The organism is Anaerotruncus colihominis (assembly GCF_010206195.1).
Taxonomy (GTDB): Bacteria; Bacillota; Clostridia; order Oscillospirales; family Ruminococcaceae; genus Anaerotruncus; species Anaerotruncus colihominis_A.
In genome coordinates this window covers 171,602-186,140 of record NZ_VIQT01000019.1, presented here as the reverse complement: position 1 = coordinate 186,140, position 14,539 = coordinate 171,602, and the positions used below count along the sequence as shown (strand labels likewise).

The window sequence follows — 14,539 nt, the reverse complement described above, 5'->3', positions numbered from 1 at the left end:
CGATTTGGCATCAAAGGCGGCATGGCCCTGCCGGAAAACCGCATGGCTGCACAGTTTTTAGGGGGTTTCAATGCGACATACAGGAGGAAAATCGATATGGAAGAAAAAATCCGCTTTCAGATGCGTATTTCACCGGAAACAGATCAAAAGATCAAAGCGGCGATCCCGCTTACAAACTGCCAGAGCCAGAATGAGTTTGTGGAGCAGGCTCTGCTCCATTACTGCGGCTGCCTGCAGGCGGCAGAGGCCGCTTCCATCCTCGCGCCGGAACTCGCCGCCGCCCTGCGCATGACGGTGCGGGACAGCGAGACGCACACCTGCCGCCTGCTCTTCAAGCTGGCGGTGGAGGTGGACATGATGATGCATGTGCTGGCCTCGGGGATGGAGATCGACCCGGCAGTGCTGGATAAGCTGCGCGGGAGATGTGTCCAAGAGGTAAAGTCCACCAACGGCGGGATCTCCTTCAAGGATGCGGTCAACTACCAGAACGGGCTGTAACAGATGCCCCGCCTCATCTTCAAGTGCCCGTACATCAAGGGCAGCGCGCAAAACGCGGCGCGGCGGGAGAACTATATCCGATACATCTCCACCAGGGAGGGCGTCGAGCCGGTTCGCCCGGAGAATGCAGACAACCCCGCAACGTCAAAACAGAAAGCGCTGCTCTCAAACCTGCTGCGGGATTTCCCGGACAGCCGGGGGATGTTCGAGTACGAGGACTATCGTGCGGCGCCCACCAGAGGCCATGCCTCGGAGCTGATCTGCCGGATCGTTGAAGAACATCTGCACCAGATGTCCGGTGGGGAAAAGTATCTGGACTACATCGCCAACCGCCCCCGCGCCGAGAAGCTGGGGGCGCACGGCCTGTTTACCGCCGGCGCAGATCCGCCGGCGCTGTCCCAGGTAGCGGAGGAGGTGTCCAACCACGCCGGAAATCTGTGGCTGCCCATCCTCTCCCTGCGTCGGGAGGACGCTGTCCGGCTCGGCTATGACAACGCCGAAAGCTGGAGACGGCTGCTCACCTCCTTTGCGCCGGAGATGGCCAAAGCTATGAAGATTCCGTTTCAGGATTTCCGTTGGTATGCCGCCTTTCACAACGAGAGCTACCACCCCCATGTGCATATGGTCTGCTACAGCGCAAAGCCCTCGGAGGGATTCCTCACCAAAGCTGGGATCGCGCAGATCCGCTCCCAGCTAGCGGGTGAGATATTCCGGCAGGAGCTGACCGCCGTCTATCGGGAACAGACCCATCGTAGAGACGAACTGGGAACGGCTGCAAGGGACGCACTGGAAGAACTCATCGGGCGGATGCAAACCGGCGCGGTGGAAGATGGGCAGCTTGGCCCGCTGCTGGAGCAGCTCTCGGAAAGGCTCTCCCACACCACCGGTAAAAAACAGTACGGCTATCTCAAGGCCCCGCTCAAAAAGCTGGTGGACGAGCTGGTGGACAAACTGGCACAAATCCCGCAGGTGGGAAAAGCCTATGCACTGTGGTATGAGCTGCGGGAGGAGGTGCTGCGCACCCACCGGGACAATCTACCGGAGAGGTTGCCCCTCTCAAGGCAGAAGGAGTTTAAACAGATCAAAAACATGGTCATCCAGGAGGCGGTGCGGCTGGGAGAGCTGTCTGCTGTTTTCCGTAGTGAGAAAATCTCAGACGAACCGGAGGACGACCCAGTTCCAAAGGGAGAGCAGCGTCTCTGGCGGCAGGCCGCCCGATACCGCGAGGCTAAGAAAATCCTTTATGATGGAGAAACGCCGCCCGAAGAAAAGCGGGCGGCATTGGCGAAGCTGGAGCAGCTCTATGACGGAGGCTTCTCTGTGGCGGCACATCTGCTGGGAAAGGCCTATCTGGATGGCGTTGGCGTCAAGGCCGATGAAAAAGCTGCCGAGCGGTGGTTTTATAAGGCGGCGGCGGCAGGCAACGGCTATTCCGAATACGCCCTTGGCAAGCTGCTGGAACAGCAGGAACGGTTCACCGAAGCGGCGGGGTGGCATCGGAAAGCGGCGGAGCAGAATAACCAATACGCGCAGTACCGTCTCGCCAAGCTGCTGCTCGATGGCGAAAAAGTTTCAAAGGACACGGAGAAAGCTGTCCGTCTGCTCACCGCTGCCGCAGGGCAGGATAACCAGTATGCGCAATATACGCTGGGCAAGCTGTATCTTCTCGGAAAAGAGATACCAAAAGACCGGGCGGCGGCGGTTTATTGGTTTACCCAGTCTGCGGAACAGGGCAGCGAGTACGCCAAATATTTTTTGAAGCATCTGGATGACTGGCGCAAGGCAGCCATTTCCCAAGGGGTGGGGCGGCTGCTGCACCATTTGGGAACTCTGTTCCGGCCGTCACCACCCGGCCCTGCCAATATCCCGCAGATCACTGACCGCAAGCTGCTGCGAAAGCTCAAAGCAAAGAAGCAGGCGATGGGGTTAAAATCAGGCGGGCAGCAGCAATATTAATCTTCTCTTTTTTGAAAGCCCTCCAATTTTAGTTCCCGGCGCAGTTCCTCCTCGGTGGGAAGATAGGTTTTATACTTGGATGTAAAAATTTGTGTATTCCCTTCCGGGAGAGTATATCGGACAACCGCGTCGTTCTTCTCGGCGCAGAGTACAATTCCAATTGGAGGATTGTCCCCCTCGTTCATCAGCTCCCGCGTATAGTAGTTGACGTACATCTGCATCTGCCCCAGATCCTGATGTGTCAGCGTATCCGTTTTCAGGTCAATCAGCACGAAGCATTTCAAGATATAGTTATAAAAAACCAGGTCGATAAAGAAGCTCTGGCCATCCAGCGTGAAACGCTTCTGCCGGGAGACAAACGAAAAGCCCCGGCCCAGCTCCAACAAAAACTGCTGCAGATGGTCGATCAGTGCCTGTTCCAGATCACTTTCATAAACATGGGTGTCCGGCTGGATCTGGAGGAACTCCATCACATAGGGATCCTTGATGATCTTTTCATATTCCGGCTTGGGCTCTGACGTTTGGATTTCAGCCGCCACCGGACCCTTATCCCGGCTCGCTAAAATGCGCTCGTAGAAAAGGGTGTGGATCTGGCGCTCCAGCTGCCGCACACTCCACGCGGACTTGGCGCACTCATCCAAATAAAATGTCCGTGCTCTTTCGTCCGGCACACGCATCAGAAGCCGGTAATGGGACCAACTCAATTCGCTACACAGTGTGTATCGAATTGGGAAAGCGTTATAAAACTGGCGCATATTCCGTAGGTTTTGGACGCTGAACCCCTTGCCAAATTCAGCGGTGAGCCGTTCGGAGAGATATTCCAACAGTCGGGCGCCGTATTCCGCACGGTCATTTTCTCCACAGGCGCGCTGGATCTGCTCCCCGATCTCCCAGTAGGCGATCACCATACTGGAATTGACGGCGGAAGCTATTTTGTGCTGCGCTGTTACAATGGAGCTGCGGATCGATTCGTAGGTCTGTTGGGACTCCGGCTCCAAACGGTTGATATCATTTCGCATGGGACTTCCTCCTGTGCGTTTTTTCTTCATTGTACACGGTTTTAAAAACGGATTCAATCTCAATTTACAGCGGCAAATTTTACATTTGCGGGAGCAGCGGATAGCATTGCTTGGACAGGGGTGCGCCATCGTGGCCATTATGTATCCCCAGAAGAAATCAAAAATCGGTGGGAGTACACGATCAAAAAATAGCAAGACACAGTATGAATATCAAAGTGGGGTGAAGAAATATAGGCGGGATCATCTACTATGGAAAATACACCAAGGACCAGGTGGAACGGGCCAACCAGATCGATCTAGAGGAGCTGCTGCGCCGAAACGGAGAACATCTTCTCCCATCCGGCAGAGAGAAGCGGTTGGGGAACGACCACAGTGTCACCGTCCGCGGGAACCAGTGGTTCGACCACGCTGCCGAACAGGGCGGGTACGCGCTCAGTTTTGTGCGCCGGCACTATGGGCTGAGTTTCTCAGAGGGGATGCGCCTGCTGCTGGGCGAGGATGGGCAGCGTCCCCTGCCTGTCGCAGAAGCCAAACCGAAACCGGAGCCGAAGCCTTTCGCGCTGCCAGAGTCCGCAGGAACAATGCGGCGGGTGTATGGGTACCTGCTGGGGCAGCGAAAGATCGACCGTGGAGTCCTCTCTGCATTTGTCAGAGCCAAGCTCATTTATGAGGACGTCCCATATCACAACGCCGTATTTGTCGGGTACGATGAACATGGCGTCCCCCGCCATGCCCACAAGCGCAGCACCAACAGCGAGGGAAAAGCCTTCCGCATCAATGTGGAGGGCTGCGATCCGGCATACAGCTTTCATTGGGTGGGTAAAAGTGAAAAGCTGTATGTGTTCGAGGCCCCCATCGACCTGCTCTCCTACATCTCCCTGCACCCGGAGGGCTGGCGGGAACACAGCTATGTGTCCCTCTGCGGGGTGGCGGAACATGCGATGGTTAGGCAACTGGAAGTCCAGCCATCAATCCGCGAGGTGTACCTCTGCCTGGACAACGACAAAGCAGGGCACAGCGCCTCAGAACGATTGACCGCCCGGCTCGATGAGCTGGGCGGTTATTCTGTCCAGCGGTTGTGTCCACAGCTGAAGGATTGGAACGATGACCTGAAAGAAGAAATCAAACAGCAGGAAACGTTTGAGCGGGAGCAGGAAGGAGGAATGAGCCTTGCCCTTTGATTTTTCTCAGATGGCCCCCCTGCTCTGGACAGTGGGCGGCATGGTGGCGGTGTTCGCCTTCATCGCGGTGTTTTCAGACAACACCGGCATCAACGGTATCAAATCCCGGCAAGTAGGCGACGGCCAGCACGGTACAGCGCGGTGGGCGACTAAAAAAGAGATGGAGAAAGCCTATCTCCATCTCCCCTTCCTGCCCGAACAGTGGCGCAAGGGCGAAAAACGGCCCAAAGAGCAGGGATTGGTGGTGGGCTCAGTGGTGGGCGGTCTGCCCTGGAAGCAAAAGACCACCGCCCTCATTGACACCGGCGACGTCCACTGCCTGATGATCGGCGCCTCCGGGGTGGGAAAAACAGCCCACTACCTTTATCCAAATCTGGAATATGCCTGCGCGTCCGGCGTCAGCTTTTTGGCAAGTGACACCAAGGGGGACGTCTACCGTAACTACGGTACCGTTGCGCGGGAGTGTTACGGCTACCAGGTATCGGTGATTGAACTGCGCAATCCCACCAGAAGCGATGGGGCGAACATGCTTCACCTCATCTCCAAGTACGCGGATCAATATCATGCGCACCCCGATGACCTCCGGGCAAGGGCAAAGATGGAGAAGTACGCCAAGATCTGCGCCAAGACCATCATTCAGGCGGGCGGTGAACAAAACTACGGCCAGAACACCTATTTTTATGACGCCGCGGAGGGGCTGCTGGCGTCGGTCATGATGTTGATCGCGGAGTTCTGCCCGCCCAAAGAACGGCATATCGTTTCAGTGTTCAAGCTCTTGCAGGATCTGCTTGCTCCCAGCAAGGTCAAGGGCAAAAACCACTTCCAACTGCTCATGGAACAGCTCCCACCGGAACACAAGGCGCGATGGATGGCGGGGGCGGCGCTCCACACCGGGGAGCAGGCAATGCTTTCCGTTCTCTCCACCGCTATGAGCCGTCTCAACGCCTTTCTGGATACCGAGCTGGAGCAGCTTCTCTGCTTTGACAGCGCCATCGACGCCGAGAGGTTCTGTGGGGGAAAAACCGCCCTGTTCATCGTCATGCCGGAGGAGGACCCCACCGCCTATTTTCTCGTGAGCCTCATCATCCAGCAGCTCTATCGGGAGCTAATGACAGTGGCAGATGAAAATGGCGGCAAACTTCCCCGGCGCTGCATCTTCTACTGTGACGAGTTCGGGACCATCCCAAAATTGGAGGGCGCGGAGATGCTCTTTTCCGCGGCCAGATCCCGCAGGCTGAGTATTGTCGCCATTGTGCAGGGCCTCATCCAGCTGGACAAAAACTACGGCAGAGAGGGCGCGCAGGTGATACGGGACAACTGCCAGCTCACCATCTTCGGCGGCTTCGCTCCCGGCAGCGAGACAGCAGAAACCCTCTCCAAAGATCTGGGAGAACAGACCGTCCTCTCCGGTTCGGTGAGCAAGGGCAAGGACAACAATTCCCGCAGCCTGCAGATGATGGGGCGGCGGTTGATGACCCCGGACGAGCTGAAAAGTATGCCCAAGGGCCAGTTTATCACCATGAAAACCGGGATGCACCCGATGAAAACCAAATTTGCTCTGTTCTTAAGGTGGGGTATCCGCTTTGGGAAGCAGTTTGAACTGCCGGAATATTCCGCCCGCAAGATACAGTATGCCGGGCGGGAGAAGCTGGCGGCGGCTATCGCCTATCGATACCCAAAGGCAAAGCCCAAACAGGAAATTGCGCCGGCTGCGGAATTGGCCGGGGAGCCGGTTCAAGAGTCCTTGGAAAAGCCTCCCCACAGGCGTCCGCCCCGCACCGACTAAATAAGAAGGAGGGAATCTTTGCGTAAGCTGGAACAAATCTATGAGGACGACGCGCTGTCCCACCGGGCAAAAGCCGTTTACATCTATCTGTACGGCCGGGCGGATCGGGAGGGAAAAAGCTGGCCCTCCCTCTCGACCATTTCCAAAGATCTTGCACTCTCCAAGTCCACCGTCAAGCGGGCTGTTGCCGATCTCAAGGCGGCTGGATATCTGGAAACGGAGCAGAGATGGCGGCGAAACGGCGGCAGGACCAGCCTGCTTTTTAAGCTGCTGAAATGATTGATGGCTGAAAAAATCACAGTCCACGCCAAGGGCGAATTGCGCCCTTGGGTGGACTGTGGTATGGGCCATTGTGAGCCGTGAAGTAGAACCATCCACCTGAAGATGTTTATACAGAGAAGAAACAAAGCCCTCCGTAAAAAGCAGAGCATCTTAAAGCCTGCATTCCTTTACCTGCCGCACTTCTCTTGTCAGTCCTCAATCGCACAGAAATTCTCGATCATCCGATAACGTTCCGGCAAAAAGAAGCGAGTTCCACCATCTATCCACATCATATACTTCCCATTCTTGCTCTTATAAAGCGGAACATCTCTCCCTGCTGAAAACCATGATGCTCCACTGAATATGGTACACGGATCAAGGCTCTCAAGATCCTCTGGTTTTAAGTCCTCCGTCCGATAAATATAAAAATATGCCGAGGGGCGTCCTCCCGGAAGGTCCGTTGCGTAACCTACAGCCTTGCGATTGTTCATACTTCCCGTTTTAAAGCTGCTAGCCAGCAGGGAAATCACGATGCAGCATACCGCTCTTTTTCCACTCTCTATCAGCGGCCGCGCCTTCAGCGCACACTGCCGGATACCCTCCCGAAGACCTCCCTGATGCTCCGCCGCATACCCGCTGATTTCATTCATAAGGCGAGGGAACTCCGCGTCTATCTGGGGCTGGATGCTCCTGATCATTTCCGCTTTTCTTTTATTCACCTCAGCGCCTCCCCACTGTCTTCTCTGTAATCATACTGATTTCCACTGTCAAAACACCAGAGGCCCGCCGCTCATAACCGCATCCGTTGCCAGCACTGGCTCGCTGGCGCCCCGGCACTCAGGCCGACGCACCCACCGCTGTGCCCGCCAGAATCCCCAGTGCAATTTTTCTCCAGTTAAACGTGACTTTCCGCAGCGCGGCCTCAAACTGTTTTAGTAGTTCAGCCTTAACTGTTTTGTAAAACACATATTTACAGTATCGTCAATTATACACTATAAACAATATATCTATTGAAAATTTATAAGTAATTATTCATAAAAATTGTTGATTTTTAGAATAATATGAAATAAAATATACCATATAAAGAAATAATTGGAAAACAACAAGCGCAATCATTAAAAAACAACAACGTCATACTCATCCAATAATATAGGTATCCTTTTTGTGCTGCCGTCTTTGGTTACCCGGTATTCCTGCTATCTGTTATTCAGTGTCTCCTGATTTTTTGTTGTTAGAAGAACCGTACTGGAGGGCAGGCAAATGAGAAGTAAAAAATGGATACAGCCCATTTGTATCGCGGTAATTTTACTTTTGACGATGGGCAGCATATCAGTAGAGGCAAAAGAAAAATTCAGGGATAAAGAAAAAGTTGTCCTGGTGGTAGATCTGAGCGGATCTATGGCGGAGATTAACCGTGAGTATGGGGTGGCTGACGCGTTAAAATTGGCTGGATATCTAGCTCCTGCGGGAACAGAAATTGCATTAATCGGTGTACATTCACAAGTAGCTGTGGAATCAGGATTTTTTGATCCATCTACTGTGGAGGGAATGGACGGATATTTAAATACGGTAAATACCTTGCCATATGGTGGAAATACCTGTCTTGGAGCAGGTTTGGAACGGGCGGTGGAGCTGCTGGACGCAGGGGGCCGGATTATACTGGTCGCAGATATATCAGAAGGTGGGCTGGTTCCGGCTGTGGAGCCTGGACTAAGCGAGTGGGCGGACCGGATCGATGCTCTCAATACAAAATGTAAGGAAAATGATATAAAAATAAAGCAGCTTGTATTCCACCAGCCAAAGACACAAAATCGATTGGGACAAGCCATACAATCTCTTTCAGCCCCGGATGAGATCAATGAAGTATCAGATGGAAACGAACTGACTGCATGTATGTATCAGGTTTTACGTTCATTTGGCGGGAGTATTGAAGATACGATCACAGTGGCCAGTGCTGACACAGATATGCAAAGTGTTCCAATTGAACTTTTAGGGGATCAGATTCCCCGTGTAAGGCTTTTTATTCCTCAAAATGTTTCTGTGCAGGCGTTTTATGCAGGTGCGGGTCTGGAAATACAAAAGGAAGACACATATACAGTTTTAGATTTGAGACGGCCGTCGAGGAAGGGGCTATCGCTCCAAATTGGTTCAGAGGGAAAAACTGAAATTCAATTGCTTATGGATTTAGACCTCGAAATGGAGGTTGACGTAGATTCAAGACTGGCGGGAGAACTTCCAGAAACGCAGACGACAACCGTTACAGTCAGGCTTTTTGATAATGCTACAGGGACGCCCTTCCCTGCTGCTGGCTATAGTGGGCAGCTTAAAACGACACTCCTTCTGTCAAAGCCAAATGGAGAAACATCTGAGGTGTCCTGTATGCTTACAGATGATGGAACCTTGACCGGTTTATTTGAACCAGATACATTTGGAATTTATCAAATAAGTGTGCAGATCTCCACACCACAGTTCACGCTTCCTGCTATTACAGCTGAAACACAGGTCCTGGATGTACGGCCGCCACTGCCAGCAGAACCCAAACAAAGGCTATCCGTTTTTATGGCGGCTATAATTGGCGCGGTTTTTATTATAGGCGCGGCTATTATAGCGGTTTGGCAAAAGCGCAGGAGGAATCATAATCCGAACATCAGCTTGCCTGAAGCGGGAGGCTTTTTTGGAAAAGTACAGATTTCTACTGTGAAATCCGGAAGTTCTGACGAAATACGGCCTTTTACTGTGGAATTAGACAGGTTCGGAAACTGCCGGGAAATTACGCTGAGAGAATTGTATGAAAGCTGCGGAATTGGATGTCCATTCCAGCAAGCTGGGCAGATTCGCATATTGCCGGGTGCGGATGAAACGTTGCGGGTTCAAAACCTGTCTGAAGGGAAAATCTTTTTTATGGGCCAGGAGCGGGGCTTTGGCCAGGAACTGCGGATCTATTATAACCAGAAATTCTATATTGTTTTGAAAGAAGGTTGCGAGGAAGTGGAAATTTATTTCCGTCAGATGGCTGGCTCTCGGGCAAAAGACAGCGCCAAAGCTCTCGCGGTCAGCGTGCGTTGATAAGAGCTTTTGCATAGACAGAGAAAAGAAAGGCGGCACGATGCGACATGGATTTGCAGCAAACAAATTTCACCATGCTTTGGGGTGTGGTAGACCCCGATCTCAAAGATTTGCTTACTTTGGTGGGCAACACGCGGGATTTGTCTGCGCTTCCGGATGAACAGATCGACGAGATTATGACGGCGTTATGTGTCAACAGTTATTCCGAGTTTGAGCGGAAGTTCCCGTTAAAGGCGTATGGCTTTTTTGATGCAGAGAATCAAAAGATGCACTTCCAGCTGAACCGACCGGAACATCTGCCGCCGGAATTTGTGACGGAATATCCATTGGATAGAAACTCTCCGACAATAGGTGTGCTGTTTGACATGATTGCTGCGCGCAGCAGGCAGGGCGCGCGGACAGTGGAATTCGATTTTGAAAGCCTGACAAAGCAGCTCAGTCCGGAAAAGATGCGCGCTTCCATTCAGCAGATCCGCAAAGAGATGAATTACAATTATGGAAAATATGCCGCTCTTCCGGAGGAAGATCCTGTTCGTGACGATCTGGCGCATAAGCTGAACGCCCTGTTTGCCGATGCACGGGAACATTACAATAATCCTGTGCAGATGCTGGCTTTGGCTGCCGATGATTGTGAACAGCGTCTGTTGTTGAGCGGCGCGGGTGACGGGGATGCTAAGGGTGCAAGAATTACAGCCGGATTGCTTGCGCTCAAAGAGGATGGAAGCCTCGAGGTGAAAGCGTTGCCGCCTGCAAATGAAACCGCGTTGGCAGCGATGGATGACGCAGGCAGCGCGCAGCTGGCAAAAGTTTTGAGCGAGGACTATGAATCAAACGCAGGAGATTATGCAAGCTCGTATGTAAAGGATCTTGTGGTACGGACCTTCTCGCCACTGGCAACCACGGTCGGCAGCAAAGTAGATTACCAACGTGAAGTTGAAAACCACAACGCTTATCTCTCGCTCTATACCCAAGCGCAAAAGGACTTTATGGAATGCGTAAAACCAGTATGCGAGATACTGCTGGGCGTACATCTGTTCTTTGAACAGTACGAGGATACCGTGAAAAGTAAAAGCGCCATGCGGCCGCGGCTGCTGGTTGCCAATTGCGATCCCGAAATGGCGGCCCGTAGTGGAAATCTTCCCCGTGTTCAGACTTTCTTGAATACCACAAATCTGACAAACGATATGGACAATCATATTTGGCAGGCAATTTTCCCGAATCTCAGCTTTTCCAAAGCAGGAGATCAAAAAGAAATCCGGCAGGTATTCGCGACTGCGAAACAGAAAAAGAAAACAGATGTATATTCAATGGAAACACTCAGCACATTGACAGACGCCCTTGCGGATTATGGAATAAAAACCTTCTTTTCATTTGAAACCGGGGAAGATACGACATTCGATAAGGTGGCAAAAGAAGGGATAGGCGCGTTTATAGATCGTTGCGCTCCGCTGATGAACAAAGATTACAGTGCTTGCGCCGTGCCCTGCCTGCCGAATGTGACTGTGATTCCAAAGAACAAGTCCGGGGTTATCACTGGAAAGCTGATGACAACGGACGGCGAAAATGCGGCATATTCGGACCGGCAGGAAGATGTGCAGCGGTTTTACTTAAATGGGATTTATATCCCGGCGGCTTTCATTGCAGCAGGAATCATGGCTGCCTGCCAAGATCCGGATTTCCTGCGTGAGAAATTCATCAGAAGCGTCGATCCAACTCTGCCGGGGGTACGGTTTGACATTGAATCAGGAGACAACGCCCTGCTGGTCCCAACCACCCTTGCGAGGGAGGTTGCGGGATGGACAAGATCTGTTAAAGAGGAAATCAACAGGCAGGGTTTTGGATTCATTCTGTCAAGCGAGGTCCAGAGTCTCAAAGGAAAGCCGGTGAATAACCTGACTGTCTATAAGGCGCGAAGTCTCGCCCATGACGGATATCAATATGAACCGATTTTTCAGCAGACAGTGTCAAGCTATTTTGAGTGCGTACTGCGCAGGGTCAGTTCTGACTTTAAAAAAGATGCGGTTGAGTTTTTCTTTTCTGCAAATCCGTCCAGTCAGATGCAGCAGTGGATGAACCGTAAGGATTTTATAAATGCGGTTATAAAACCGGAAGACGCGGTTACATACGATCTGGACGAGCGGGCCGGACATTGCGAGATCCACTTCCAATTCGGCGGCGTGCAAAAGAACGTCAAAGTGAGATTGCGGCGGACAACTGCGGGAGCCGGCGTTTAAATTGTGATTTGGGAAGCATGCGATTCAAAAACATTAAAAATTCAGACAACAGGAGGAATTGACATGACTCAGTTGGTTATCACAGGGGCGGAAAACATCACCATCGACGAAAAACATATCACAAAAATGGGCTACCGGATCGTCACACCGGAGGATTCCAATGCACGCTCCACCGATGTAAGCAAAATTCTCTGGATTGAGGGGCGTATCATTCCGGAAATTGCGGGCACATCAGGTGAGCCGGTCGCAAAACTGCAGCAATGGAGCTATAAAAACAAGGGTGTAAGCGTTTACTGTAATGCGGTTGCACAGTATGACGCAGACGCTACAACAGTACGCAAGTATACGTTGCCGAAGGCTTTTGTATATGATTACCACGAGTCGTTCAGTGACACACAGGGGACAGGCACGTTCCGTCTGGAACTTTGTCAGAAAAAAGATGAAAACAACAAAGTGACGGTCGAAGGCGGCTTTGCAGCGGAATAAACCAGAAACGGAACGGAAGGAGAAAGCAAAATGTATGAGCTGAAAATGGAAGGTGCGTTTTCAAGCCAGCTCGGTGAGGAAACCGTAAAATCTTTTGAGAATACAACAGGCATCCCGAAGAATACAGAGGGACGGGCGCCGGATACCTCCGCGACTATGAAATCCACAGGGAAAATTCGATCTGCGGCGGATGGCGGCCTTGCCGATGGGACAGTTCAGGTTGCTCAGTGGGCAAATAACATGGATGATGCAAAGGCATATCAGAAGGTTACTGCAACCGCGAACGCAGCCGGACAGGTGTTGCGGCGGGTTACATTCCCGAACGCTTTCGTTGTAGGGTACAGCGAAGAATTCGACGTGACAGCCGGAGTCGGTTCGTATGAGTTAACCATCCGCCAGAAAAAGGATTTACTGGAGAACATTTTGGTCGAAGGCGGTTTTACACTTTAATAGACAGTTCTCGCCCTGCCACCAGCAAAGGCGGAAAATGGATGGGCGTGCCCTTTTCATGGGCACGCCCATCTTTTATGAAGGGGTGTTTATTTATATGAGGACTTACTATGAAACATTGGGAGTGTCCGCAGACGCAAAAACAGATGAGATCCGCAAGAACTACCGGCGTTTAGTGAAAGAAAACCATCCGGACTTGCATCCCGGCGATAAGGCGGCCGAGGAACGGTTTAAGGAAATCGCCGAGGCGTGGGAAACATTAGGCGATGAAGAAAAGCGTAAAAAATATGACGCGGAGATTGCAAAGGTAAAAAAGGGGGAAAAGCCCAGGTATGCGGCTGCTCATTCCGCACCAACCGGAGGCAAGGTAGATATTGGCGCAATGATGGAACAGTTCAGCAAGATGTTTACTCCAGAAGGAGTTGCATCGCAATCGGAACGCACAAAAGCAGGCTCCGCACCGATTGATACAGACGAACTGTTTTTCAGATTTATGGGGCTGAAAAAATAGTGGGGATAGTGATATGAGGGGAAGGGCTGCTATCTGCATATTGCTGGATGCCGTTATTGCGGCAGCATCAATCATGTGTGTAATTCTTACATGGATATATGTGGAAGGATTCTATTTACAGATTGCATTGACCGTGGTATGGACGTTTTCTGCTATTGGAATTATTGGGCGTGAAATTTCCTGCTGGAGAAAGCGCAGAAAGAAAAAAGAAACAGCGACGTGTCCACAGGTTATCTGCCTGTTGGGAGAAAACGATAAGACAATCCAAAGCTGGCCGCTGGAGGGGCAAACAGGGCTGCTGATCGGAAAGGAAAATCCAGATTATACCTGCCTGATTGATCTTACGGGCAGCTCGTACAGCGACTATATAGACCCAATCCATATGTCGTTAAATTATACCAATGCAGGGTGGTGGGCTCAGGATCTCTCTACCCGCGGCGGAAGCGCGATCTGGCGCGACGGAAAGGAAATCTTTCTGGTGCCGGGGCATCCGGTATTGCTGCAATGCGGCGATCTGCTGGAACTGTCGCGGAGCGTCCGGTTGGCAGTAAGGTAGGGAGGCAGGAGAAATCAAAATGAAAACTATAAGCAGGACGAATATGGCGCAGTGTCAGATGGGGCACTTATTTGACACACGGATGCATGGAAATAAATGCCCTTATTGCGGGCGGGTGGTAGGGCGTCCAGAAAAAAGGGAGCCTTTGCCGACGATAGAGGAATTGGAAGACGAACTTTTATATTTACCGATTGAGCCGGTATGCGGCTGGCTGGCATGCATCTCAGGTCCGCGCATAGGGCAGAGCTTTACATTGCACGCGGGCAAGAATTTCATAGGCCGGGCGGATGACATGGATGTGCAGATATTAGGGGATATGGGCGTTGCCCGCCGTAATCACGCAAGTATCGCTTACGATCCGCTAAACCGGCAGTTTGTATTGGTACCGGGGGATTCGGAAAAATTGGTTTATATGAATAACCAGAGCATTTATGAACCAGTCCGGCTGTTAGATATGAGCAGTATACGGCTGGGGGATACGGTGCTGATATTTCGCCCATTGTGCGGCGACCATTTTGCGTGGGAGGAACCTTGA

The 14,539-nt window shown here is 51.9% G+C and carries 14 protein-coding genes; 12 read left to right on the top strand and 2 right to left on the bottom strand.

Features of this window, described 5'->3' with window-relative positions; genetic code table 11:
- Positions 1-96: 96 nt before the first annotated feature.
- Both FMM72_RS13800 and mobP3 read left to right on the top strand, forming a co-directional pair.
- Positions 97-498 carry a hypothetical protein gene (locus FMM72_RS13800; protein ID WP_160209960.1) on the top strand — a complete coding sequence of 134 codons (402 nt, stop codon included), beginning with the start codon at positions 97-99 and terminating at the stop codon, positions 496-498.
- 3 nt (positions 499-501) lie between these two features.
- On the top strand, positions 502-2,454 hold the full coding sequence (gene mobP3, locus FMM72_RS13795; RefSeq protein WP_162221742.1) for a MobP3 family relaxase: 1,953 nt from the start codon (positions 502-504) through the stop codon (positions 2,452-2,454).
- Here the strand turns inward: mobP3 and FMM72_RS13790 are convergent.
- Positions 2,451-3,473, bottom strand: a complete 1,023-nt coding sequence (locus FMM72_RS13790; RefSeq protein ID WP_024731082.1) for a PDDEXK nuclease domain-containing protein — start codon at positions 3,471-3,473, stop codon at positions 2,451-2,453. The two genes, mobP3 and FMM72_RS13790, sit on opposite strands and share 4 nt — an antisense overlap.
- Positions 3,474-3,745: 272 nt before the next feature.
- Between FMM72_RS13790 and FMM72_RS13785 the strand changes: the two genes are divergently transcribed.
- The 3 genes from FMM72_RS13785 to FMM72_RS13775 are packed head-to-tail and all read left to right on the top strand — an operon-like array spanning position 3,746 to position 6,719.
- Positions 3,746-4,654, top strand: a complete 909-nt coding sequence (locus tag FMM72_RS13785; RefSeq protein ID WP_257431340.1) for a DUF3991 and toprim domain-containing protein — start codon at positions 3,746-3,748, stop codon at positions 4,652-4,654.
- Between the two features lie 10 nt (positions 4,655-4,664).
- Positions 4,665-6,440 carry a VirD4-like conjugal transfer protein, CD1115 family gene (locus tag FMM72_RS13780; protein WP_162221763.1) on the top strand — a complete coding sequence of 592 codons (1,776 nt, stop codon included), beginning with the start codon at positions 4,665-4,667 and terminating at the stop codon, positions 6,438-6,440.
- An 18-nt stretch (positions 6,441-6,458) separates the two neighbouring features.
- Positions 6,459-6,719 carry a helix-turn-helix domain-containing protein gene (locus tag FMM72_RS13775; protein ID WP_024731080.1) on the top strand — a complete coding sequence of 87 codons (261 nt, stop codon included), beginning with the start codon at positions 6,459-6,461 and terminating at the stop codon, positions 6,717-6,719.
- A gap of 191 nt (positions 6,720-6,910) precedes the next feature.
- On the opposite strand, the gene FMM72_RS13770 is transcribed toward FMM72_RS13775, so the two are convergent.
- Positions 6,911-7,420, bottom strand: coding sequence for a hypothetical protein (locus tag FMM72_RS13770; RefSeq protein WP_162221741.1), 510 nt, complete (start codon positions 7,418-7,420; stop codon positions 6,911-6,913).
- Between the two features lie 541 nt (positions 7,421-7,961).
- Here FMM72_RS13770 and FMM72_RS13765 point away from each other — a divergent pair.
- The 7 genes from FMM72_RS13765 to FMM72_RS13735 all read left to right on the top strand — a co-directional run bounded on the left by FMM72_RS13765 (position 7,962) and on the right by FMM72_RS13735 (position 14,539).
- Positions 7,962-9,767: a vWA domain-containing protein gene (locus FMM72_RS13765; protein WP_162221740.1), complete on the top strand. Its 1,806-nt coding sequence runs from the start codon at positions 7,962-7,964 to the stop codon at positions 9,765-9,767.
- Positions 9,768-9,814: 47 nt separating this feature from the next.
- On the top strand, positions 9,815-12,001 hold the full coding sequence (locus FMM72_RS13760) for a transcriptional regulator (RefSeq protein WP_160209955.1): 2,187 nt from the start codon (positions 9,815-9,817) through the stop codon (positions 11,999-12,001).
- A gap of 63 nt (positions 12,002-12,064) precedes the next feature.
- Positions 12,065-12,487, top strand: a complete 423-nt coding sequence (locus FMM72_RS13755) for a hypothetical protein (RefSeq protein ID WP_087303478.1) — start codon at positions 12,065-12,067, stop codon at positions 12,485-12,487.
- A 30-nt stretch (positions 12,488-12,517) separates the two neighbouring features.
- The gene (locus FMM72_RS13750) at positions 12,518-12,937 is read left to right on the top strand and encodes a hypothetical protein (protein WP_087303480.1); all 420 of its coding nucleotides are present in this window, start codon (positions 12,518-12,520) and stop codon (positions 12,935-12,937) included.
- Positions 12,938-13,034: 97 nt separating this feature from the next.
- Positions 13,035-13,448 (top strand): J domain-containing protein, encoded by a 414-nt coding sequence (locus FMM72_RS13745; protein WP_160209953.1) that lies wholly within the window; start codon positions 13,035-13,037, stop codon positions 13,446-13,448.
- 73 nt (positions 13,449-13,521) lie between these two features.
- Complete coding sequence (locus FMM72_RS13740) at positions 13,522-14,004, top strand: hypothetical protein (protein WP_160209952.1); 483 nt, start codon at positions 13,522-13,524, stop codon at positions 14,002-14,004.
- 19 nt (positions 14,005-14,023) lie between these two features.
- On the top strand, positions 14,024-14,539 hold the full coding sequence (locus tag FMM72_RS13735) for an FHA domain-containing protein (protein ID WP_087303484.1): 516 nt from the start codon (positions 14,024-14,026) through the stop codon (positions 14,537-14,539).

Bases quoted from the DNA above. Each gene is read 5' to 3' on its own strand.
- FMM72_RS13800 (WP_160209960.1), top strand. From the start codon at position 97: ATGGAAGAAAAAATCCGCTTTCAGATGCGTATTTCACCGGAAACAGAT.
- mobP3 (WP_162221742.1), top strand. From the start codon at position 502: ATGCCCCGCCTCATCTTCAAGTGCCCGTACATCAAGGGCAGCGCGCAA.
- FMM72_RS13790 (WP_024731082.1), bottom strand. From the start codon at position 3,473: ATGCGAAATGATATCAACCGTTTGGAGCCGGAGTCCCAACAGACCTAC.
- FMM72_RS13780 (WP_162221763.1), top strand. From the start codon at position 4,665: ATGGCCCCCCTGCTCTGGACAGTGGGCGGCATGGTGGCGGTGTTCGCC.
- FMM72_RS13765 (WP_162221740.1), top strand. From the start codon at position 7,962: ATGAGAAGTAAAAAATGGATACAGCCCATTTGTATCGCGGTAATTTTA.
- FMM72_RS13760 (WP_160209955.1), top strand. From the start codon at position 9,815: ATGGATTTGCAGCAAACAAATTTCACCATGCTTTGGGGTGTGGTAGAC.
- FMM72_RS13755 (WP_087303478.1), top strand. From the start codon at position 12,065: ATGACTCAGTTGGTTATCACAGGGGCGGAAAACATCACCATCGACGAA.
- FMM72_RS13750 (WP_087303480.1), top strand. From the start codon at position 12,518: ATGTATGAGCTGAAAATGGAAGGTGCGTTTTCAAGCCAGCTCGGTGAG.
- FMM72_RS13745 (WP_160209953.1), top strand. From the start codon at position 13,035: ATGAGGACTTACTATGAAACATTGGGAGTGTCCGCAGACGCAAAAACA.
- FMM72_RS13740 (WP_160209952.1), top strand. From the start codon at position 13,522: ATGTGTGTAATTCTTACATGGATATATGTGGAAGGATTCTATTTACAG.
- FMM72_RS13735 (WP_087303484.1), top strand. From the start codon at position 14,024: ATGAAAACTATAAGCAGGACGAATATGGCGCAGTGTCAGATGGGGCAC.